Origin of the sequence: Streptomyces sp. LaPpAH-108, assembly GCF_000373625.1 — a bacterium.
In the GTDB taxonomy this organism is placed as follows: domain Bacteria; phylum Actinomycetota; class Actinomycetes; order Streptomycetales; family Streptomycetaceae; genus Streptomyces.
In genome coordinates this window covers 569015-591307 of record NZ_KB891995.1, presented here as the reverse complement: position 1 = coordinate 591307, position 22293 = coordinate 569015, and the positions used below count along the sequence as shown (strand labels likewise).

Below are 22293 nucleotides of genomic sequence, written 5' to 3'. Positions count from 1 at the left end.
GGCGACGTCCGGGTGAACGACAGGCTCCGCCGGGGCGGGACGGGGGTGGCGGAGCACACTTTTCCGGCCGTTCTCCAGCCGCTTTCCGGCGCGGCGTGGTGCCCGGGGCGTACGGCGAAGATCGGGTGGCGGTTACGCAGGCACGGGGAGGGCGGGTACGGCAGCCGTACCCGCCCTTTCCGTGTCCGCCCTTGCCGTGTCCGCCCTTTCCGTGTCCGTCGGCCGGGTGGTCAGGCGGCCGGTCGGCCGACCGGCTCCAGGAAGCCCTGCTCCACCAGCAGCCGGATCTGGGCCGGGGTGCGGTCGCGCAGGGCCACCGGGTCCTCGCCGACCAGCTGGGCGATGGCGTCCAGGATGCGGCCCGCGCTCAGCGTGCCGTCGCAGACGCCCGCGAAGCCCGCGCCGATGGTGTCGACCTTGGTGGCACGGCACATGCCCCGGTGCTGACGGAGCACCACGTGCTCGGGGTCCTCGGCACCGGGGAGCCCGACCTGTTCCTGGACCACCTCGGCGGCCAGCCTGAAGTGCCCCTCCAGCAGGGCCGCGTCGTCGTGCTCGCGCAAGTGGGCGACGCGCTCGAAGTGGGCGCGGATCGCGTCGCCGAGGGGCTGTTCGACCGCGTGCGGCCACTCCTCCACGACGATGGACGGCTCGGCCGCCGCCGTCTTGCGCAGGGTGATCCAGCCGAAGCCGATCCCCTTGACCTTGCGCGCCTCGAACGCGTCGAGCCAGGCGTCGTACCGCGCCTGATACTCCGCCGGGTCCTCGCGGTGGTCCCCGGCGTCCCGCAGCCACAGCTCGGCGTACTGCGTGACGTCCTGCACTTCGCGCTGCACGATCCACGCGTCGCACCCGCGCGGCACCCACGACCTGAGCCGCTCCTGCCAGTCCTCCCCCTCCACGTGCTGCCAGTTGGCGAGGAACTGCGCGAACCCGCCCTCGTTCAGCCGGTCCCCCGCCTGCTGAACGAGCGTGCGGCACAGATCGTCCCCGCTCATCCCGCCGTCCCGGTAGGTGAGCCGGGCACCGGGCGAGATGACGAAGGGCGGGTTGGAGACGATCAGGTCGAACGTCTCGTCCTGGCGCACCGGTTCGAACAGCGAGCCCTCGCGCAGATCGGCGGCGGGCGCGCCGGAGAGCGCGAGGGTGAGCGCGGTGATGTGCAGCGCGCGCGGGTTGAGGTCGGTGGCCGTCACGCGCGTGGCGTGCTGGGCGGCGTGCAGCGCCTGGATGCCGGAGCCGGTGCCGAGGTCGAGCGCGGAGCCGACAGGCGTGCGCACGGTGATCCCGGCCAGCGTCGTGGAGGCGCCGCCCACCCCGAGGACGACGTTCTCGGCGCGCTGGCCGATGCCGCCCGCGCCGCCGACCGCGCAGCCGAGGTCGGACACGATGAACCAGTCCTCGCCGTCGGGACCGCCGTAGGGCCGTACGTCCACCGTCGCGGCCACCTCGTCGTCGCCCACGCGCGTGAGCCAGCCCGCGTCCACCGCGTCGTCGACGGGCAGGACGCCGGCCAGGCGCGCGGACGGCACGGGCTGCTGGAGCAGGAAGAGCCGCACCAGCGCCTCCAGCGGCGTCTCACCCCGGGTCGCGCGGAGCGCGGGCACGGTCTCGCTGCGGGCCAGCGCCGCGTACGCGGGGGCGCCGAGCAGGTCGAGCAGACCGTCGGCGGTGAAGGAGGCCGCGAGGAGGGCGTCGCGCAGCTGGGCGGTGGTGCCGGGTCGGTCGGCGGCGGGCAGGGGAGCGGAGCCGGTGTCAGTCACGTCCCCATTGTGGCCCGCCGCGCCGGGGTGACCGGTGTCGCCCGGCCGGGGCGGCCGGGCAGCGCGCGGGGGCGCCGGGCGGGAGCGGCTTCGCCGCGCGCCCGGCCGGGGCGGGCGCCGTCAGCCCGCCTGCGCGGACGCCGACGCCGAGCCCGCGGCCTTGCAGCTGGCCTGCTCCGCGATCGCCTCGCGGACGTCGCCCTGCTCCAGGCGCTTGAGCGCCTCGGTGCCGCTGTCGCTCTGCTTGCCGATCGCCTTGGTGCGGTCGGCGACGTCGTGCAGGCCCTTGGCGAACTCGCCCTGGTCCTTGGTGTCCAGGTCGTCGACCTTCTTCTTGAGGTCGGCGTACGACGCGGAGAGGTCGTTGAGGTTCTTGACCGCGTCCCGCTGGCGCTTGGCGCCTTCCTCGACCCCGGGGGGCGCACCGGCGCCGCTGATGGCGTCGGCGATCGCCTTGTAGCCCTCGGACATGTCCTGGAACGCCTGGGAGTAGGTCTCCTTGGCGTCCTTGGGCGCGAGGTCGCTGTCGGAGGCGATCTTGGCGATGGACGCGTTCGCCGCGCTGATCTTCTTGTCCTGAGCGGGTACGGCGTCGCACACCGACTTGGCCCAGACCCCCAGCTTGGGGTCGGGTCCTTCGCTCTTGCCGCCGCATCCGGTCAGCGCGACTATCAGTACCGCACCGCCGGACAGTGCGGCCGCGAGCTTCTTGTTCACAGGATCGGTCCCTTCCCTGGCTCTCGGCCCCCGGAATCTACACGGCGGACCACACCTTCCCCCCGGCGAACGCCCCCTACGTCGGCTTTTGTCATGCTTCGCACCGCAGGAGAGAAGGCTCACGGCGTGCGGATGCCCACAGGAAGGGGAGGACGCCGTCCCCACACACGACGGACGGGCGGTACGTCAGCACGCACCGCCCGCCCGTCCGTTGACCGGACCGTCCCTACGCCGCCTACGAAACGACCGCCGGGGGCGTCGAGTTGGATATCTCGCCCTCGTCCTCGTCGTCCCCGTCGCCCACCGCGATGCCGCGCCGCTTGGACACGTACACCGCGACGACGATCACCGCGAGCGCGAGCACCGCGACCACGATCCGTACGGCCACGCTCTTGTCGGCGCCGTAGGAGAACTTGATCACCGCGGGCGCGATGAGCAGCGAGACCAGGTTCATGACCTTGAGCAGCGGGTTGATGGCCGGGCCCGCCGTGTCCTTGAAGGGGTCGCCCACCGTGTCGCCGATCACCGTGGCCGCGTGGGCCTCGCTGCCCTTGCCGCCGTGGTGGCCGTCCTCGACGAGCTTCTTGGCGTTGTCCCAGGCGCCGCCGGAGTTGGCGAGGAACACCGCCATGAGGGTGCCCGCGCCGATGGCGCCCGCGAGGTAGGCGCCGAGCGCGCCGACACCGAGCGTGAACCCGATGAAGATCGGCGCCATGACGGCGAGCAGACCCGGGGTGGCCAGCTCCCGCAGCGCGTCCTTGGTGCAGATGTCGACGACGCGGCCGTACTCCGGTTTCTGCGTGAAGTTCATGATCCCGGGCTTCTCGCGGAACTGCCGCCGCACCTCGTAGACCACCGAACCGGCCGACCGGGAGACGGCGCTGATGGCGAGTCCGGAGAAGAGGAAGACGACCGCCGCGCCCGCGATCAGGCCGACCAGGTTGTTGGGCTGGGAGATGTCCATGGACAGGGTCAGCGGCGCCCCGGGACCGGTCAGCGTCTCCCCCACGTCCCGCACATTGGTGGTGATCGCGTCCCGGTACGACCCGAAGAGCGCCGCTGCCGCGAGGACGGCGGTGGCGATGGCGATGCCCTTGGTGATGGCCTTGGTGGTGTTGCCGACCGCGTCCAGGTCGGTGAGCACCTGGGCGCCCGCGCCCTCGACGTCGCCGGACATCTCGGCGATGCCCTGCGCGTTGTCGGAGACCGGCCCGAAGGTGTCCATGGCGACGATCACGCCGACCGTGGTGAGCAGCCCGGTGCCCGCGAGCGCCACCGCGAACAGCGCGAGCATGATCGACGTGCCGCCGAGCAGGAACGCGCCGTACACGCTGAGCCCGATCAGCAGCGCGGTGTACACCGCCGACTCCAGACCGATGGAGATGCCGGAGAGCACGACGGTGGCCGGGCCGGTGAGCGAGGTCTTGCCGATGTCGCGGACCGGGCGCCGGGTGGTCTCGGTGAAGTAGCCGGTGAGCTGCTGGATGACGGCGGCGAGCAGGATGCCGATGGCGACGGCGACCACCGCGAGGACGCGCGGGTCGCCGTCCTTGGCGAGGATCGCGGCGTCGGTGACGCCCTTCAGGTCCGCGTACCGGGAGGGGAGATAGAGGAAGACGGCGACGGCGACGAGCACGAGGGAGATCACCGCCGAGATGAAGAAGCCCCGGTTGATCGCGCTCATGCCGCTGCGGTCGGCGCGGCGCGGGGCGACCGCGAAGATGCCGATCATGGCGGTGACCACGCCGATGGCGGGCACCAGCAGCGGGAAGGCGAGACCCGCGTCGCCGAAGGCGGTCTTGCCGAGGATCAGCGCGGCGACCAGGGTGACGGCGTACGACTCGAAGAGGTCGGCCGCCATGCCCGCGCAGTCGCCGACGTTGTCGCCCACGTTGTCCGCGATGGTCGCGGCGTTGCGGGGGTCGTCCTCCGGGATGCCCTGTTCGACCTTGCCGACCAGGTCGGCGCCCACGTCGGCGGCCTTGGTGAAGATGCCGCCGCCCACGCGCATGAACATCGCGATGAGCGCGGCCCCGAGGCCGAAGCCCTCCAGCACCTTGGGCGCGTCGGCCGCGTAGACCAGCACCACGCAGGAGGCGCCGAGCAGGCCGAGGCCGACGGTGAACATGCCGACGACGCCGCCCGTGCGAAATGCGATCTTCATCGCCGTGTGCGATACGACGGTGAGATCCTTTTCCGGTTCGCCCCGCGCGGGAGTCGCCTGCCGCGCGGCTGCGGCGACGCGCACATTGCTGCGGACGGCGAGCCACATGCCGATATAACCGGTGGCGGCCGAGAACACCGCGCCGATCAGGAAGAACACGGATCGCCCGGCCCGCTGATTCCAGTCGTCGGCGGGCAGCAGCAGAAGCAGGAAGAAGACGGCCACGGCGAATACGCCGAGAGTGCGCAGCTGGCGTGCGAGATACGCTTTGGCGCCTTCCTGGACCGCCTCCGCGATCTCTTTCATCGAGTCGGTGCCCTCGTCGGCCGCCAGCACCTGGCGCACCAGGACGCCCGCGACCACGAGCGCGGCCACGGCGACGGCCGCGATCACCGCGACCATGATCCGGTTGTCGTCGGTCAGGACCGCTGCCGCGAGGGGTATGGAGTGATCCGGCTGAGGGAGGGAAAGCCCCGCCATTCGTCCTCCTTGAGGCTTGGGCTGAGCTCTTGATGATCAGCACAGGGCACGGTAAACAGAATTGCCCGGCACATGGTCTTTAGCAAATGATCCGGACCGGAACAAGGACCGAGAACCCGAACGGCGTAATAGCGCTGAGGCATTTCCGGGGGCGTTCCGATGGTGTTCCGGGGCGTTCGGGAGCGTTCCGGCGGGGGCTTTCCTTGATCGGAATTACTCGTGAATTCCTTCACGAATTCCGGGGCGGCGCGGGAGCGCGCGGGAGGGGCGCGGGACGGCAGCACAAAGGGCCCTGCTCGGCAGGGCCCTGGGTGGTGGTGCGGGTGCGGCGAGGGTGGGATCAGAGAAGCGGGGTGACCGGAGGCACCGTCGGCCAGGACATGCGGATCAGACCGCCGTCCGCGCCGGTGGTGACCTTGACGTCGTCCACCAGTCCGCTGATGACCGCGAGGCCCATCTCGTCCTCCTCGGCCTCCACGTCCGCGTCGGACGCGGGACCGCCCGCCACCCGTTCGGCGGCGACCGGATGCGGGGCCTCGTCGCCGACCTCGATGGAGAACAGCTTCTCCTCCTCGATCAGCGCGACCTTCACCGGTGCGGTGATGCCCCCGCTCTGGTGCAGCCCGACGGCGCGGGAGCAGGCCTCGCCCACGGCGAGCCGGACCTCGTCCAGCACGGCCTCGTCCACTCCGGCCCGGCGCGCCACCGCAGCCGCCACCAGGCGGGCGGTACGGACGTGCTCGGGCAGCGCGCTGAAGCGGAGTTCGACGGTGGCCATGCATCCCCCTCGCTACTACGGGCGTGCGACACGGGGGCGGGGCAGCCGAAAGCCCGCACCCCACGCTGTACTTCTGTGCCCCGGCACACGGCGCGGGACAGGACCCACCGGGGTCCGGGCCGCGGGGCCCGGACTCGGCGAACGGTCCGTCGTCAGTCGGTGGCCTCCACCGCTTCCTCGACCGAGGTGTGAATCGGGAACACCTTGGTGAGGCCGGTGATGCGGAAGATCTTCAGGATGCGCTCCTGGTTGCAGACCAGGCGCAGCGAGCCCTCGTGGGCACGCACCCGCTTCAGGCCGCCGACCAGCACGCCGAGACCGGTGGAGTCGAGGAAGTCCACGCCCTCCATGTCGACGACGAGGTGGAAATTCCCGTCGTTCACCAGCTCGACCAGCTGCTCGCGCAGCTTGGGCGCGGTATACACATCGATTTCGCCACCGACCTCGACGACCGTGCGATCGCCGACGGTACGGGTCGACAGGGACAGGTCCACGGAACCTCCAGCACCTTGCTATCGAGCGGTCGTCCCTCGGGACATCTCGGCTTGCGGCCCCCGGGACGCAACGCCAGCCGCGATGGCATTCAATCACTTACCGGCAGGTGTGCACGACGCCTTGGCTCCATTGTCCGTCAAGCCGGTGACACACTCGGTGCCGATGGCCAAGAATCACCGACCCGACCGATCCCAGCCGGACCCGGCGTCCCACCCGTCCCCGGGGGCGGTCCTGGGCAGGCTCGCCTCCGGCCCGAGCAGATCCGCGCGCATCACTCATACGGAGCACTTGCCCCCGCGCGCGGGCCGCCATGCCGTCTGGCCGGACCGGATTCGCTCCGAGGTCGTCGCGGCGGTCGAGGCGTGCGGGATCGAGCACCCCTGGGCCCACCAGGCACGCGCCGCCGAGCACGCGCTGGACGGCGATTCGGTGGTCGTCGCCACCGGCACCGCCTCCGGCAAGTCCCTCGCCTATCTCGTCCCGGTGCTCTCCGCGCTCCTGGACGGCTCCGAGGCGCCGAACGGCCGGGGCGCGACCGCCCTGTACCTGTCCCCCACCAAGGCCCTGGCCGCCGACCAGTGCCGCGCGGTGCGCGAACTCGCCGACCCGCTCGGCACGGCGGTGCGCGCGGCCGTCTACGACGGCGACACCCCCTTCGAGGAACGCGAGTGGGTCCGCCAGCACGCGAACTACGTGCTGACCAACCCCGACATGCTCCACCGGGGCGTCCTGCCCGCCCACCCCCGCTGGTCCTCCTTCCTGAAGTCGCTCAAGTACGTCGTGATCGACGAGTGCCACACCTACCGGGGCGTCTTCGGCTCGCACGTCGCCCAGGTGCTGCGACGGCTGCGCCGTCTGTGCGCCCGCTACGGCTCCTCCCCCGTCTTCCTGCTCGCCTCCGCCACCTCCGCCGAGCCCGCCGTGTCCGCCGGGCGGCTGACCGGGCTGCCGGTGGTCGAGGTCGCCGACGACGCCTCCCCGCGCGGCGAACTCGTCTTCGCCCTCTGGGAGCCCCCGCTCACCGAGCTGCACGGCGAGAAGGGCGCCCCCGTGCGGCGCACCGCCACCGCCGAGACGGCCGACCTGCTGACCGACCTCGCCGTCCAGGGCGTGCGCTCGGTCGCCTTCGTCCGCTCCCGGCGCGGCGCCGAGCTGATCTCGGTCATCGCCCAGGAACGGCTGGCCGAGGTCGACCGCTCGCTGGCCGGACGGGTCCGTGCCTACCGGGGCGGCTACCTCCCCGAGGAACGCCGCGCCCTGGAGCGCGCCCTGCACTCCGGCGAACTCCTCGGTCTGGCCGCCACGACCGCCCTGGAGCTGGGCGTGGACGTCTCGGGCCTGGACGCGGTGGTCATCGCGGGCTACCCGGGCACCCGGGCCTCCCTGTGGCAGCAGGCGGGCCGCGCGGGCCGGGCCGGACAGGGCGCCCTTGCGGTGCTGGTGGCCCGCGACGACCCGCTGGACACCTACCTCGTCCACCACCCCGAGGCCCTGTTCGACCGCCCTGTGGAGTCCACGGTCCTGGACCCCGACAACCCCTACGTCCTCGCCCCGCACCTGTGCGCCGCCGCCGCCGAGATCCCGCTCACCGAGGCCGACCTCGATCTCTTCGGCCCCGCGACCGCCGGGCTGCTGCCCCAGCTGGAGGCCGCGAAGCTGCTGCGCCGCCGCACCCGCGCCTGGCACTGGACCCGCCGCGAGCGCGCCGCCGACCTGACCGACATCCGCGGCGAGGGCGGACCCCCGGTGCAGATCGTGGAGGAGGGCACCGGGCATCTGCTCGGCACGGTGGACGCGGGCTCCGCGCACTCCACCGTCCACGAGGGCGCCGTCCACCTCCACCAGGGCCGCACCTATCTGGTGCGCTCGCTCGACCTGAAGCACTCCGTCGCCCTGGTGGAACGGGCCGACCCGCCCTACTCCACCGTCGCCCGCGACACCACCTCGATCTCCGTCCTGGAGACGGACACCGAGATCCCGTGGGGCGCCGGGCGCCTGTGCTACGGCTCCGTCGAGGTCACCAACCAAGTCGTCTCCTTCCTGCGCCGCCGCCTGATCACCGGTGAAGTGCTCGGCGAGGCGAAACTGGACCTTCCTCCGCGGACGCTGCGCACCCGCGCGGTGTGGTGGACGGTCACCGAGGACCAGCTCGACCAGGCCGGGATCAGCCCGGAGATCCTCGGCGGCTCCCTGCACGCCGCCGAACACGCCTCCATCGGCATGCTGCCCCTCTTCGCCACCTGCGACCGCTGGGACATCGGCGGCGTCTCCGTCCCGCTCCACCCCGACACCTTGCTGCCCACCGTCTTCGTCTACGACGGCCACCCCGGCGGTGCGGGCTTCGCCGAACGCGCCTTCCACACCGCCCGCTCCTGGCTCACCGCCACCCGCGAGGCCATCGCCTCCTGCGAGTGCGACGCGGGCTGCCCGTCCTGCATCCAGTCCCCCAAGTGCGGCAACGGCAACGATCCCCTGCACAAGCGGGGAGCGGTGCGGCTCCTGGGGGTGCTGCTGCGGGGGGCGGCCGAGGCGGAGGGCGCGGGTACCGGGGCCACGGAGGCCGGGGCTGCGGAGGCCGGGGCTGCGGAGGCCGGGGCTGCGGAGGCCGGGGCTGCGGAGGCCGGGGCGAGCGGCACCGAGGTGAGCGGCGTCGAGGTGAGCCGGGCCGAGGCGGAGGCCGCCGGGACGGCAGGCCCCGAGGTCGCGGCCGGGGCCAGCCGCACAGACGCGGCAGGGGCCGAGAAGGCCGGGTCTCAGCCCGCCGGGGAGCGCGTCGGTGAGTGAGAGGGCGGCGAGGCGGGCGCCCCGGGGTCCGGCACCGGCCCCGTGGAATCCGTCGCCGGACCCGCCCTGGATCTGACCTCCGCCGTGAACGGCCCCCGTCCCACGCCCGCGCTCACGTCCGAGATCTCCCCGGAGAGCACGCACCGCACGAGCCGCGCGCCCTGTGCCGTGGCCACCTGCTCGGCCCGGGCGCACGCCGCCACGTCGCCCTCGGCCCAGTGGTCCGCCGCCGCGAGCGCCGCGAGGTCCGCCGCGCCGGCCGCGCGGTGCCGTACGACGACGGCGTGCCCGAGGGCGAGCACCGCACCGAACACCACGCACAGCACCGCGACGGCCCCGAGGCTCCAGACGGTCGCGGAGCCCTGGTCTCCCCGGCCCCGGTGAGCCGTACCGTCCCGCCACCTCATCACCCGCCTCCTTCCCGGGCCGGGGCTTCCCCGGCGCCGACGGTCTCCTCCGCATCGGCGACCGCCTCCTCCCGTACGTCGAACGGCAGCCCGCTCAGCACCGGTGGTCTGGCCACCACGGTCACCCTGACCCGGCCGCCCTCCCGGCCGACGCTCACCTCGGCGCCGTCCGGCGCCGTCTCGCGGGCCGCCCGCAGCACCGCGTCATCCGGGTCCTGCCGGGCGGCGGCCCGGGCGCCCGCGCGGGCGGCGTCCACGCACCGGATCTGGGCGGCGACCACGAGCAGCCCCCAGACCAGCGTCATGGTGAACGCCACCAGCACGGACAGCGCCATGGCCGACTCGGCGGTCACGAACCCCCGGTCGCCGCGCGGCTCATGTGTGCGCACTGAGCGCCCGTTTCACGATGCCCTGCAGCTCCGCCTTGACCTGCCCGCTGGTGACGACCTCGTAGAGGAGCAGCGCGAACCCGACCGCCGCGATGATCCCCATGGCGTACTCGGAGGTCACCATTCCGGCGTCCTCGCGGCACCGCTGCCGCAGCCGCCGCCACACCCGTCCTGCCTTCTGTCGCATCTCAAGTCCCTTTCTGATCAGCCTGCTCGGTCCTGCTTACGGTCGGAATCACTCACGCTCCCTCCTCAGCGACCACCTCCTCCCAGCACCCCGCCCGCCAGCCCGATCACTACGGGCAGCACCCCGATGGCGATGAAGGCGGGCAGGAAGCACAGCCCCACGGGCGCGGAGATCAGCACGGCCGCCCGACGGGCCCGGGTCGTGGCGGCGCGGGCCGACTCCGCCCGCGCGTCCGAGGCGATCCGGGCCGCAGGGGCCGCGGCGGGCAGCCCCGATTCGGACGCCCGCTCCAGCAGCCGGGCGAGCCGTCCCGCCCCCGGCAGCGCGGTCAACCGCCGCCAGGCGCCCGCCGGTTCACCGCCGAGCCGTACCTCGGCCGCACCCCGCGCCAGCGCGTCCCCGACCGGCCCGCCGAGGGCGTCCCCGACCGCCTGCGCGGCGACCACGGGTTCGGCTCCGGCCGCGACGCAGGCTGCCAGCAGCTCTGCTGCGAGGGGGAGTTGACGGGCGGCTGCCGCCCTGTCGACCGTCTCGGCGGGTTGCCGGGCGCCCTTCTCGCGACGCCATCGCCACAGCCCCGCCGCCACACCGAGCCCCACGAGGGCTCCCGCGACCCCGCCGACCAGGACCCACGCCCCACCGGCCGCGCCGAGGAGGGGCAGCCACGGTCGTACAGCGCCCGGCAGTCCACCGGCCGTGTGCCCGCTCCCGAGCACCGGCACGGTCGGCGGCACACCGGTCACCCTCGTCCGTCCGCGGGCACTGCTCGCACCGCCGCCGCCCCGGGCACCCGCCACCAACCCCGCCGCCCGATGCCTCTCCCGCCGCCCCCGCCGAGCCGCGTCCACCCGCCACGCCACCCACGCCAGAGCCGACGCCACGCACACCGTCACCCCCAGCCTGTGGACGAACTCCCCGTTCATGTCGCCTCCGCTCCCCGCACGATCCGGTGGGACCACCAGACCCCGGCCGCCTCGAACACCGCCCCGGCCGCCAGACAGCCGAGTCCGGCCCCGGTGTGGAGCAGTACGCGCAGCGGGTGGGCGCCCATGGCGGCGCCGAGCAGCAGCCCGAGCACGGGCAGCGCGGCCAGCAGCAGGGCGGTGGCGCGGGCGCCGGACAACTGGGCGCGGAGGTCGGCCCGTTGGTCGCGTTCGGCGCGCAGGGCGCCGTCCAGCCGGTCGAGGCCGTCGGCGAGTCCCGCGCCCTGGTCCACGGCGACCCGCCAGCACGCGGCGAGCCCCAGCAGTCCCTCGGCACCCGGCCGCCGTGCCGCGAGGGCGAGGGCCCCCGGCACGTCCCCGCCGAAGCGGGCGGCGGCGATCACGGCGGCCTGCGCCTCACCCAGCCCGCCGCAGTCCCGTTCGGCCCGCAGCAGCGCCTCGCCGGGCTGCCGTCCCGCGCGCACCTCCCCGGCCAGCGCCCCGCACAGGGCGATCACCGCCTCCGCCCGGCGTTCCTCGGCCCTCCGGGCCTGTCCGGCGATCCGCAATCTGCGCAGCAGCGGCACCCCGACAGCCCCCGCGACCACCGGAATCACCGACGCGCCCAGGAAGGCCAGCAGCAGCCCGGCCGCGAGCGACCACCACTCGGCACCCAACCTGCCGGTCCGCCGCCGCAGTTCGGCCACGGCCCGCTCCAGGGAAGGCGGCCCGGTCGCCACCGTCCCGCCGCCCGTCAGCAGCAACCGCGCCCGCCGTACTCCCTGTTGCCGCGTGCGGTACGTCCACCCGAGGCCCGCGAGGCACACCAGCGCCGCGCCCGTGCCCAGTTCGCCCATGCCGACCTCAGCCATCGCCACCACTCCCGTCGCCGCGACCGTGCTCGCGGTCCTCAAGTCCCTGAAAGCGCCCGCCGCCCAGCAGCTCCCGCAGTCGTGACCACCCCCGCTCGGCGACGAACGCCCGCTCGCCCCACCGCAGTGCGGGCACCGTCCGCACCAGGCCGGAGGCGTCCCGCTCCAGGACGTGCACCTCGGCGATCCGGCGCCGTCCGGTCCGGTCGCGCACGAGATGGAGCACCACCGACAGCGCCGCCGCCAACTGGCTGTGCAGCGCGGCCCGGTCGAGCCCGGCCGCCGTGCCCAGTGCCTCGAGCCGGGCCGGTACGTCGCCCGCCGCGTTGGCGTGCACGGTGCCGCAGCCGCCCTCGTGGCCCGTGTTGAGCGCGGCCAGCAGATGCACCACCTCGGGCCCGCGCACCTCCCCGACGACCAGCCGGTCGGGCCGCATCCGCAGCGCCTGCCGGACCAGGTCCTCCAGCGTGACCAGACCGGCGCCCTCCTGGTTCGCGGGCCGGGTCTCCAGCCGTACGACGTGCGGATGGTCGGGTCGCAGCTCGGCCGAGTCCTCCGCGAGCACGATCCGCTCCCGGGGTCCGACCAGGCCGAGCAGCGCGCTCAGGAGCGTGGTCTTGCCGGAGCCGGTTCCGCCGCTGATGAGAAAGCTGAGCCGGGCGTCCAGCAGGGCGCGCAGGAGCCGGTCGCCTGCGGGTGGCAGGGTGCCTGCGCGGGCCAGTTCGGCGAGGGTGAAGGCGCGGGGCCGCACCACCCGCAGGGAGAGGCAGGTGCAGCCGACGGCCACCGGGGGCAGCACGGCGTGCAGCCGGGTGCCGTCGGGCAGCCGGGCGTCCGCCCAGGGCCGCGCGTCGTCCAGGCGCCGTCCGGCGACGGCGGCGAGCCGCTGCGCGAGGCGTCGTACCGCCGCCGGGTCGGGGAAGGTCACCCGGGTCAGCTCCAGGCCGCCGCCCCGGTCGACCCACACCCGGTCCGGGGCGGTCACCAGCACGTCGGTGACCGCGGGGTCCGCGAGCAGCGGTTCCAGCGGGCCGGAGCCGACCAGTTCGGAGCGCAGGTGTTCGGCCGCGCCCAGGACCTCGGCGTCGCCCAGGACCCGGCCCTGTTCGCGCAGGGCCTGGGCGACACGGGCGGGGGTGGGTTCGGCGCCGCTCTCGGCCAGGCGGCGCCGGACACCGTCGAGCAGGGCCGCGCCGTCGGCCCGGTCGAGTCCGGGGAGGGTCATCGGGGGCCTCCCGTCTCGGCCAGGGCCTGCTCCCAGAAGGCGGCGCAGAAGCGGGCCAGCGGGCCGCGCCCGTTCGCGCCGGGCGGTTTGGCGGTGGCGCGCGGGCGGGTGAGCGCGGGTTCGAGGGGGACGGTGCCGGCCAGGGGGAGGTCGAGCAGCCGGGCCACCTCGCGGTCGTCGAGTCCGGGCGCGCACGGTCCGCGCACCGCGACGCGCAGGTCGCGCACGACCATGCCGACGGCGGAGGCGACGCGTCCCGCCGCGGCCATGGCGCGCAGTTCGGCCGGGACGACGAGCAGGGCCAGGTCGAGCTGGGCGAGGACTTCGGCGACCCCGTCGTCCAGGCGGCGCGGGAGGTCGACGACGACCGTGCCGCCGCGTCGCCGGGCGGCGGCGAGCACCGCGCGGACGGCCTGGGGCGGCACGGCCACGCAGTCGCCCCGGTCCCAGCTGAGCACCCGCAGGGCGTGCAGCGCGGGCAGGGACTCCTCCAGGGCGCCGCCGCCGACCCGGCCGCGCGAGGCGGCGAAGGCGGGCCAGCGCAGGCCCTCCGCGCTCTCGCCGCCGAGGAGCACGTCGAGTCCGCCGCCCAGCGGATCGGCGTCCACCAGGAGGGTGCGCACGCCCTCGCGGGCGGAGGTGACGGCGAGGGCGCAGGCCAGGGTGGAGGCCCCGGCGCCGCCCCGGCCGCCGATGACCCCGACGGTGAGGGCCGGGCGGCCGACGCCCTCGGCCACGTCCGCGATGCGGTCGACGAGCCACTGCTCGCCGTCGGGCAGCATCAGGACGTGGTCGGCGCCGATCTCGACGGCGCGTTTCCACACATCGGGGTCGTCCTGGTCGCGGCCGACCAGCACCACTCCTCTGCGGCGCGCGGCCCCGCGCACCCGGCGGGCGGCGTCGTCCCCGACCAGGACGAGCGGGGCGGCCGACCAGCCGCCGTGGCCGGGGACGCCGTGGTGGACCTCGGGTGTGGCGCCCGCCGCCGCGCACAGGCGCAGCAGGTCGTCCAGGAGGAGGGCGTCCTCGGTGACGATGAGCGGGCGGGGTGTCCGGTCTCCGGCGGTCGGTGGCGGATCGTGGGTGACGGCTGCGGTCATGGCGGATTCCCTTTCGCTGCGTGGTGCGCGCGGTCCCCTCGGGCCACGCGATTCCCCGAGTTGTGGAGAACCGGTAAAGGTCTCCATATGAACGGCCGATAGGAACCGGCCATACGCGTCCGGGCATTGCGATCAGGCCATCGAGGGGGCCCGCTCCGGAGCGCGGTGGAATCACGATGCGGCGAACCCGGAAATGATGTGGATCTTGGTCGAAAACTGTGGATGCCGAAGGGCCTGTGAATATCTCCGTCACTCAAACCAGTGACGCGCACACGGTTCGTGTACGACTTCCACAGCGCACTCTGATGATTACCGTACGTAATCAATCATGGGCATGACGAAAGGGCGGCCAGCCGTCGGCCGCCACCGGATCCACACCGGAAAAGGAAGGAGAAACCCCACTTGGACATGCGACGACCCCCGCCGGGGGGGAGAGCGGGGGTCGTCCCCACGGTCCGACTCGGGGGGGGAGGAGCCGGACCGGGTTAGCACGGTCGCGAACGATCCGTGACTTCCATGGTGTACCCGAGAGGCTTCTCAGGCAAACCCACGCGCCACACCTTACGCCGAATGGTGGGCGCCTATGCTCAGGGACGTGGAAAACCACTCCTTGCCCCGCGCAGCGGCCTTCTTCGACCTGGACAAGACGGTCATTGCGAAGTCGAGCACACTCACCTTCAGCAAGTCCTTCTACCAAGGCGGACTGATCAACCGCAGGGCGGCGTTGCGCACCGCATACGCCCAGTTCGTCTTCCTGGCCGGAGGTATGGACCACGACCAGATGGAGCGGATGCGCGAGTATCTGTCCACGCTGTGCCGCGGCTGGAACGTGCGGCAGGTCAGGGAGATCGTGGCCGAGACCCTGCACGATCTGATCGACCCGATCATCTACGACGAGGCCGCCTCGCTCATCGAGCGCCATCACGCCGCCGGACGCGACGTGGTGATCGTGTCCACCTCGGGCGCCGAGGTGGTGGAGCCGATCGGCGAACTGCTCGGCGCCGACCGCGTGGTGGCCACCCGCCTGGTCGTCGGCGAGGACGGCTGCTACACCGGCGAGGTCGAGTACTACGCCTACGGCCCCACCAAGGCCGAGGCCGTCCGCGAGCTGGCCGCGTCCGAGGGCTACGACCTCGACCGCAGCCACGCCTACAGCGACTCGGTGACCGACCTGCCGATGCTCCAGGCGGTGGGCCACCCGCACGCCGTGAACCCCGACCGCGCACTGCGCCGCGAGGCGGTCGCGCGCGGCTGGCCGGTCCTGGAGTTCCGCAAGCCGGTCCGGCTCAAGCAGCGGCTGCCCACCCTCTCGGTCCCGCCGCGCCCCGCGCTCGTCGCGATGGCGGCCGTGGGTGCGGCGGCGGCCACGGCCGGCCTCGTCTGGTACGCCAACCGGCGCCGCACGGCGACCGCCTGACCGTTTCTTCCCGCCTCACACCGGTTCGCCCGGGAATCAAACCTGAAATCCGAGATGGGTTCATAAGTAAAGAAGTGCGGCCAGGGGTTCCGATTTCTCCCCTTTTGCAGTACAAAGGAGTCAACGGCCCGCGAGACCAAAGGACATCCGCGAGGATTCCCTGTTACTACGCACTTGGCCTTACGGACCTCGCATGAACACTGGGCACCCACGCGACGTCGGACCGTCGATTACGGGCCTGCTGCACCAGGGCCGGGCAAAGCACCCCGACCTGATGAGCAACACACGAGGACGCTTGGTAACCCGGGTGAACATGCCAGCGGCGGTACGAGAAGGATTCGTACCGCCGCAACCCTGTGCGGGCCGCCCCGCGTCCGGCCTCGCTCAGGCCGCCCCGCGCTGAAGCGCCTCGCACACCGCCGTCGACTCACGGGCGCCGAGTTCGACCGCGCGGCCACAGTGCGCGATCCAGGCCGCCATGCCGTCCGGAGTGCCCGAGACGTAGCCCTCCAGCGCCCCCAGATAGGCCGCGCGCCCCAGTTCGGCGTGGCCGACCTCGGAGGGGCACACCGCCTTCGGGTCCAGACCGCTGCCGATCAGCACGATGCGCTCGGCGGCGCGGGCGACGAGCCCGTTGTGCGAGGTGAAGGGGCGCAGCGCGAGCAGTTCACCGTGCACCACGGCGGCCGTCACCAGGGCGGGCGCCGAGCTGCCCGCGATGATCAGGTCCGCGAGGCCGTCCAGGCGGCCCGAGACCTCGGGGGCGTCCGGCAGCGGCAGCTCGATCAGCGGCTCGTCGGCCCGCTCACCGGCGCGGCGCGGACGGCCCACCTCGTCGCCGTCGCTCGCAGCCGCCACCAGATGCAGCCGGGCCAGCACCCGCAGGGGGGACTGCCGCCAGATGGACAGCAGCTGGCCCGCCTCGGCGGTCAGCCGGAGGGCCGCGCCCATGACGCGCGCCTCGGCGTCCGTACTGAAGTCCGTACGCCGCCGCACCTCCTCCAGGCCCCAGTCGGCACCGGACAGCGCGGCCGAACCACGCGCCCCGCGCAGCGCGGCCTCGGAGGTGATCGCGTTGCTGCGGCGCCGCATGATCCGGTGCCCGTAGACCCGGTCCACGGCCTTGCGCACGGACTCCACGGAGTCGGCCACACCGGGCAGCGATCCCAGGGCGGCGAGCGGGTCGGCGGTCGCACCAGTCGTACTCATGCGTACGACCCTACGCGTCCGCCCGTGACCCGGACCCGCACCCCTGGGGATGCCTCGCGACCGCCGGACGGCCACCCCACGAAGGAGTGGTCTTCCCCGGACTTCCTGACACGGAAAGCGATGAAGCGACTACCGTTCGTGAACATGAAAATTGCTTTCGTCGGGAAGGGCGGCAGCGGCAAGACCACGCTCTCCTCCCTCTTCATCCGCCATCTGGCGGCCGCCGGAGCCCCGGTGGTCGCGATCGACGCCGACATCAACCAGCACCTCGGCCCCGCCCTCGGCCTCGACGAGGCGGAGGCCGCCGCGCTGCCCGCCATGGGCGACCGGCTGCGGCTCATCAAGAACCATCTGCGCGGCAGCAACCCGCGCATCGCCTCCGCCGAGACGATGATCAAGACGACCCCGCCCGGCGAGGGCTCGCGGCTGGTCCGGGTGCGGGAGCCCAACGCGATCTACGACGCCTGCGCGCGCCCGGTGGAACTCGACGGCGGCGCCGTCCGTTTGATGGTCACCGGCCCCTTCACCGACGCCGATCTCGGGGTCGCCTGCTACCACTCCAAGACCGGAGCGGTGGAGCTGTTCCTGAACCACCTCGTCGACGGCCCCGACGAGTACGTGGTGGTGGACATGACCGCCGGTTCGGACTCCTTCGCCTCCGGCATGTTCACCCGCTTCGACATGACGTTCCTCGTCGCCGAGCCGACCCGGAAGGGGGTCTCGGTCTACCGCCAGTACAAGGAGTACGCCCGCGACTTCGACGTCACGCTGAAGGTCGTCGGCAACAAGGTCCAGGCCCAGGACGACGTCGACTTCCTGCGCAAGGAGGTCGGGGACGACCTGCTGGTGACGGTCGGGCACTCGGACTGGGTGCGCGCCATGGAGAAGGGGCGCCCGCCGCGCTTCGGGCTCCTGGAGGAGACCAACGCGGCCGCGCTGCACCGGCTGAAGAGCGCCGCCGACGCGACGTACGCACTGCGCGACTGGGAGCACTACACCCGTCAGATGGCGCACTTCCACCTCAGGAACGCCGAGTCCTGGGGGAACGAGCGCACCGGGGCCGACCTGGCGGCGCAGATCGACCCCGGCTTCGTGCTGGGCGAGGGTGTCGCCACCCCCGCCTGACGTCCACGGCCCGGGCGGCACCCACCGCCCGGCCGGCGTCTACTGCTTGGCCGCCGGTGCCCCGGGCACGCCCTTCGGCGCCGGTGCCGGGCGGCCGGAGAGGAAGGACGCCCAGCCCTGCTTGGGCGCCTCCCCGACCTCCAGGGTGCGCAGCTTGGTGAGGGTCTGCGGGTCCTGCGCATCCAGCCAGTCGGCCAGTTCGTGGAAGGAGACGCAGCGCACGTCGGGCTTGCCGCACACCGTCTTCACCACGTCCTCGATGGCCCGCATGTAGGTGCCGCCGTTCCAGGACTCGAAGTGGTTGCCGATGATCAGGGGCGCGCGGTTGCCGTTGTAGGCGCGGTCGAAGCCCTTGAGCAGGCCGTCACGCATCTCGTCGCCCCAGATGCCGAACTTGTCGGGGTCGCCCTGGGTCTGGGTGCCGGACTGGTTGACCATGAAGTTGTAGTCCATGGTCAGCTGCTCGAAGGTGTGCCCGGGGAAGGGGACCAGCTGCATCGACAGATCCCACAGGCCCTCCTTCTTCTTCGGCCAGAGCTGGTTGTTCACACCGCTGGAGTCGTAGCGGAAGCCCAGCTGGCTCGCCGCCTTCACGAAGTTCTTCTGCCCCTCCAGGCAGGGGGTGCGGGCGCCGATGAGTTCCTTGTCGTAGTCGAAGGGGAGCGGGGAGGCGTTCTTCAGGCCCGAGTTGGTCTTCCAGGTCTTCACGAACTGCTTGGCCTGGCTGATCTCGCTCTTCCACTCGTCCACCGACCACTGGCCGACGCCGCCGTCGGGTCCGCAGAAGTGGCCGTTGAAGTGGGTGCCGATCTCGTTGCCCTCCAGCCAGGCGAGGCGGGCCTGTTTGGCGGTGTCGGCGATGCCCTGGTCGTCGTTGAAGCCGATGTCGGAGCGGCCCGGCGAGTGCTGCGGGGGCTTGTAGAGGTCGCGCTTGGCCTCCGGCAGCATGTAGACGCCGCTGAGGAAGAACGTCATGTTCGCGTGGTTGTCCTTGGCGACCTTGCGGAAGTGCGAGAACAGCTTCTGGCTGTCCTCCCCGGCGCCGTCCCAGGAGAACACCACGAACTGCGGTGGCTGCTGACCGGGCTTCAGCTTCTCGGGCCTGGGCAGGTGCGGCTGCGACCCGGTGTAGGCGGTGGAGCCGTCACCGATCAGCCGGACCACGCTCTTGGGGGCGGCGACCCCCTGCTGCGGACCGGGCGCACCCTCCTTCGCGGGCGGGGAGCCGGCGGCGCAGCCGGCGAGGGACGCGGCACCGGCCGCGGCGACCATGGCACAGACGGCGATCCTCTGGGTGGCGGCCATGTTCCGCCCACCTTCTTCCTTCTCTCAGGCGCTTCTCTCGGGCGAGCTGACGACGGCGTTTTGTGCGGGTGCGCCGGGTTCGCCCCGACGGCGCCGCCAAGGTCGCACGGGGCCGAGAAGGAATTAGTAAGACAAGCCGATGGAATGCCCTCTTCACTCTGGCGAGTGGAGATATGCGCCATTTGCCTCGAAAGACTATGCGGGACATTTACGTGTCATTACGATTCATTTACCGAAATTTGATTCATCCCGCCGCTGCACGCCGTGACCCACGGCCGCGACCGAACACCCGCCCCATTTCCCGCCGTCACACGGCGGAGTACGGGCGAGCCACCGCAAGTCCGCGACCGCGTAGCCCCGGAGGAGACGGGACACCATGTCAGCCACCGCCCCCACTCGCCTTCACTCCCACTCGCCACCCACCGACCGACCACCCCGGCGCCGCCGTTTCGCCCTCGAGGGTGCCGACCTGTCCGCTTCCGTCGCCGTCTTCCTCATCGCCCTGCCGCTCTCGCTCGGCATCGCGCTCGCCACCGGCGCTCCCCTGCAGGCCGGTCTGGTCGCCGCCGCCGTCGGCGGGATCGTCGCCGGGCGGATCGGCGGCTGCCCGCTCCAGGTCAGCGGCCCGGCCGCCGGACTGACCGTGGTCACCGCCGACCTGATCCACCGGTACGGCTGGCGGGCCACCTGCGGCATCACCGTCCTCGCCGGACTCGCCCAACTCGGCCTGGGCTGCCTGCGGGTGGCGCGCGGCGCCCTCGCGGTCAGCCCCGCCGTGGTCCACGGGATGCTCGCGGGCATCGGCGTCACCATCGCCGTGGCCCAGCTGCACATCGTGCTCGGCGGCAACCCGGACAGCTCCGTGCTGACCAACCTCCGCGCGCTGCCGCACCAGTTGGCGCAGCTGGACCCGGCCGCGGTGTCGGTGAGCGCGCTGACTCTGACGCTGCTGCTGGCCTGGCCCCGGCTGCCCGGCGAACCGGGGCGCCTGCTGCGCAAGGTCCCGGCCCCGCTCGTCGCGGTCACCGGGGCCACGGCCGCCGCCCTGCTCGCCGGGCTCAGCCTGCCCCGCGTCGACCTGCCCTCCTGGAGCAGCCACGCGCTGGCCGGGCTGCCCGAGGGTCCTGCGCTCGGCATCGTGGCCGCCGTGCTCACCACCACCCTGGTGTGCAGCGTGCAGTCACTGCTCGGCGCGGTCGCCGTGGACAAGATGGCCGCCGCCCGCACCGGGGCCCAGGCCCGGCTCGGCCGCTCGGACCTCGACCGCGAACTCCTCGGTCAGGGCGCGGCCAACATCGTCTCCGGCGCCCTCGGCGGCCTGCCCGTCGCCGGAGTGGCCGTCCGCAGCACGGCGAACGTGAACGCGGGCGCGGTGAGCCGGAACTCCACGATGCTGCACGGCGGCCTCGTGGTGATCGCCACGCTGCTGATGGTCCCGCTCCTGGAGCACATCCCGCTCGCCGCGCTCGCCGCCCTGGTGATGGCCGTCGGCATCCAGATGGTGTCCCTGCACCACATCCGCACGGTCAACCGCCACCGCGAGGTCCCGGTGTACGCCGCCACCACGCTCGGCGTCGTCGTCCTCGGCGTCCTGGAGGGCGTCCTTCTCGGGATCGCCGTGGCCGTCTTCCTCGCGCTGCGCCGCCTCACCCACACCCGCATCACGCACGAGGAGAGGGAAGGGGTCCACCATGTGCAGGTGCGCGGCCAGTTGACGTTCCTCGCCGTGCCCCGGCTCAGCAGGACCCTGCACCGTGTACCCCAGGGCGCCCGCGCGGTCGTGGAGCTGGACGGCTCGTTCATGGACCACGCGGCGTACGAGGCGCTGCAGGACTGGCGGACCTCCCACACCGTGCGCGGCGGCTCGGCCGAACTGACCGGCAGACACGGCACGTTCCACTCCCCCGAGGCACCCTCCACCGCCTGCCGCTGCCGCCCCTGGACACCGTGGCGCAACCACCAGTGCGCGATGCCGTCCGGCGGTTCGGCGGAAAACACGGGTCGGCGAGGGACGGGTGCGCGGAGGACAGACACCCATGGAACAGGCGCACAGGGAACAGCCGCCCAGGGAAGAGGCGGACCGGGAAGAGGTGCACCGGGCGCGGGCTCCCCCGGGACGGCCGGTGGCCCGGAGCCGGGACGCGCGGACCTCAGCTCCGCCGTCGCGCCCGACACCGTCCCCGGCGCCCCCGCCTCCGACGCCTCCGCCTCCGCCTCCGCCTCCGACGCCCCGGTCCCCGACATCCCGGCCTCCGACACCTACCCCCACGAACTCGCCCGTGGCATCAGCTCGTTCCAGCGGAACACCGCCCCGCTGGTCCGCGAGGAGCTGGCCCGGCTGGCGCGGGAGGGGCAGCGGCCCTCGCAGCTCTTCCTCACCTGTGCCGACTCCCGGCTGGTCACCTCGATGATCACCGCGAGCGGCCCCGGCGACCTCTTCGTGGTGCGCAACGTGGGAAACCTGGTCCCGCCCCCGGGTGAGGAGCACACCGACGACTCGGTGGCCGCCGCCATCGAGTACGCGGTGGACGTGCTCGGGGTCCGCTCGATCACGGTGTGCGGGCACTCCGGGTGCGGAGCGATGCAGGCCCTGCTGACGGCGGAGCCCGGCGCTGCCCCGAGTCCGCTCAGACGCTGGCTGCGGTACGGGCTGCCGAGCCTGGAGCGGATGGCCGCCGCCGAGGGCACGGCGCCCCGGCTGGCGGAGCGCCCGGCCGCCGACGCGGTGGAGCGGCTGTGCCTGACCAACGTGGTCCAGCAACTGGCGCATCTGCGGGCGCACGAGTCGGTGGCCCGCGCCCTGGCGGCCGGTGCGCTGGAGCTGCACGGGATGTATTTCCACGTGGGCGAGGCGCGGGCCTATCTGCTGGGCGGCCCGGCGGAAAAAGGGGTGTTCCACGACGTCAGAGAGGACATGAGAGAGGTGGAAGAGGTCTGCGGTCCCGCGTGAGCC

18 protein-coding genes are annotated in these 22293 nt (G+C 73.0%); 4 read left to right on the top strand and 14 right to left on the bottom strand.

Annotated elements, in window-relative coordinates; translation table 11 throughout:
* Window positions 1-230: 230 nt before the first annotated feature.
* The 5 genes from B079_RS0121805 to bldG all read right to left on the bottom strand — a co-directional run bounded on the left by B079_RS0121805 (window position 231) and on the right by bldG (window position 6396).
* Window positions 231-1763 carry a DUF7059 domain-containing protein gene (locus B079_RS0121805; RefSeq protein ID WP_018547964.1) on the bottom strand — a complete coding sequence of 511 codons (1533 nt, stop codon included), beginning with the start codon at window positions 1761-1763 and terminating at the stop codon, window positions 231-233.
* A 120-nt stretch (window positions 1764-1883) separates the two neighbouring features.
* Window positions 1884-2480 carry a hypothetical protein gene (locus B079_RS0121800; protein ID WP_018547963.1) on the bottom strand — a complete coding sequence of 199 codons (597 nt, stop codon included), beginning with the start codon at window positions 2478-2480 and terminating at the stop codon, window positions 1884-1886.
* Window positions 2481-2715: 235 nt separating this feature from the next.
* The gene (locus B079_RS0121795; RefSeq protein ID WP_018547962.1) at window positions 2716-5124 is read right to left on the bottom strand and encodes a sodium-translocating pyrophosphatase; all 2409 of its coding nucleotides are present in this window, start codon (window positions 5122-5124) and stop codon (window positions 2716-2718) included.
* Between the two features lie 340 nt (window positions 5125-5464).
* Window positions 5465-5902 carry an ATP-binding protein gene (locus B079_RS0121790; protein ID WP_018547961.1) on the bottom strand — a complete coding sequence of 146 codons (438 nt, stop codon included), beginning with the start codon at window positions 5900-5902 and terminating at the stop codon, window positions 5465-5467.
* A 152-nt stretch (window positions 5903-6054) separates the two neighbouring features.
* Window positions 6055-6396: an anti-sigma factor antagonist BldG gene (gene bldG, locus B079_RS0121785; RefSeq protein WP_018547960.1), complete on the bottom strand. Its 342-nt coding sequence runs from the start codon at window positions 6394-6396 to the stop codon at window positions 6055-6057.
* 82 nt (window positions 6397-6478) lie between these two features.
* On the opposite strand from bldG, the gene B079_RS0121780 reads away from it, so the two are divergent.
* The gene (locus B079_RS0121780; RefSeq protein ID WP_234016839.1) at window positions 6479-9181 is read left to right on the top strand and encodes a DEAD/DEAH box helicase; all 2703 of its coding nucleotides are present in this window, start codon (window positions 6479-6481) and stop codon (window positions 9179-9181) included.
* Here B079_RS0121780 and B079_RS0121775 read toward each other — a convergent pair.
* The 7 genes from B079_RS0121775 to ssd form a co-directional block, all read right to left on the bottom strand.
* Window positions 9151-9588 (bottom strand): Rv3654c family TadE-like protein, encoded by a 438-nt coding sequence (locus tag B079_RS0121775; protein WP_018547958.1) that lies wholly within the window; start codon window positions 9586-9588, stop codon window positions 9151-9153. The two genes, B079_RS0121780 and B079_RS0121775, sit on opposite strands and share 31 nt — an antisense overlap.
* Window positions 9588-9923: a TadE family type IV pilus minor pilin gene (locus tag B079_RS32560; RefSeq protein ID WP_078496054.1), complete on the bottom strand. Its 336-nt coding sequence runs from the start codon at window positions 9921-9923 to the stop codon at window positions 9588-9590. Before B079_RS32560 ends, B079_RS0121775 begins: the two co-directional genes overlap by 1 nt.
* Window positions 9924-9963: 40 nt before the next feature.
* Window positions 9964-10164, bottom strand: a complete 201-nt coding sequence (locus tag B079_RS34155; RefSeq protein ID WP_078496037.1) for a DUF4244 domain-containing protein — start codon at window positions 10162-10164, stop codon at window positions 9964-9966.
* A gap of 65 nt (window positions 10165-10229) precedes the next feature.
* Complete coding sequence (locus B079_RS32555) at window positions 10230-10898, bottom strand: type II secretion system F family protein (RefSeq protein WP_420705782.1); 669 nt, start codon at window positions 10896-10898, stop codon at window positions 10230-10232.
* Between the two features lie 185 nt (window positions 10899-11083).
* A complete protein-coding gene (locus B079_RS0121755) occupies window positions 11084-11959 on the bottom strand; it encodes a type II secretion system F family protein (RefSeq protein WP_018547954.1) in 876 nt (291 codons plus the stop codon).
* Window positions 11952-13184, bottom strand: coding sequence for a TadA family conjugal transfer-associated ATPase (locus B079_RS32550; protein WP_018547953.1), 1233 nt, complete (start codon window positions 13182-13184; stop codon window positions 11952-11954). Before B079_RS32550 ends, B079_RS0121755 begins: the two co-directional genes overlap by 8 nt.
* Entirely contained in the window at window positions 13181-14284 is a 1104-nt protein-coding gene (gene ssd / locus B079_RS0121745; RefSeq protein WP_018547952.1) for a septum site-determining protein Ssd, read from the bottom strand. Before ssd ends, B079_RS32550 begins: the two co-directional genes overlap by 4 nt.
* Window positions 14285-14867: 583 nt before the next feature.
* Between ssd and B079_RS0121740 the strand changes: the two genes are divergently transcribed.
* Entirely contained in the window at window positions 14868-15701 is an 834-nt protein-coding gene (locus B079_RS0121740; protein WP_018547951.1) for an HAD family hydrolase, read from the top strand.
* Between the two features lie 384 nt (window positions 15702-16085).
* On the opposite strand, the gene B079_RS0121735 is transcribed toward B079_RS0121740, so the two are convergent.
* Window positions 16086-16910, bottom strand: coding sequence for a Fic family protein (locus tag B079_RS0121735; RefSeq protein WP_018547950.1), 825 nt, complete (start codon window positions 16908-16910; stop codon window positions 16086-16088).
* A gap of 144 nt (window positions 16911-17054) precedes the next feature.
* On the opposite strand from B079_RS0121735, the gene B079_RS0121730 reads away from it, so the two are divergent.
* The gene (locus B079_RS0121730; protein WP_158685042.1) at window positions 17055-18035 is read left to right on the top strand and encodes an ATP-binding protein; all 981 of its coding nucleotides are present in this window, start codon (window positions 17055-17057) and stop codon (window positions 18033-18035) included.
* A 39-nt stretch (window positions 18036-18074) separates the two neighbouring features.
* Here B079_RS0121730 and B079_RS0121725 read toward each other — a convergent pair whose 3' ends face one another.
* The gene (locus B079_RS0121725) at window positions 18075-19340 is read right to left on the bottom strand and encodes a hypothetical protein (RefSeq protein WP_018547948.1); all 1266 of its coding nucleotides are present in this window, start codon (window positions 19338-19340) and stop codon (window positions 18075-18077) included.
* 376 nt (window positions 19341-19716) lie between these two features.
* On the opposite strand from B079_RS0121725, the gene B079_RS0121720 reads away from it, so the two are divergent.
* Entirely contained in the window at window positions 19717-22290 is a 2574-nt protein-coding gene (locus tag B079_RS0121720; protein ID WP_018547947.1) for a SulP family inorganic anion transporter, read from the top strand.
* The last annotated feature ends 3 nt before the right edge of the window (window positions 22291-22293 follow it).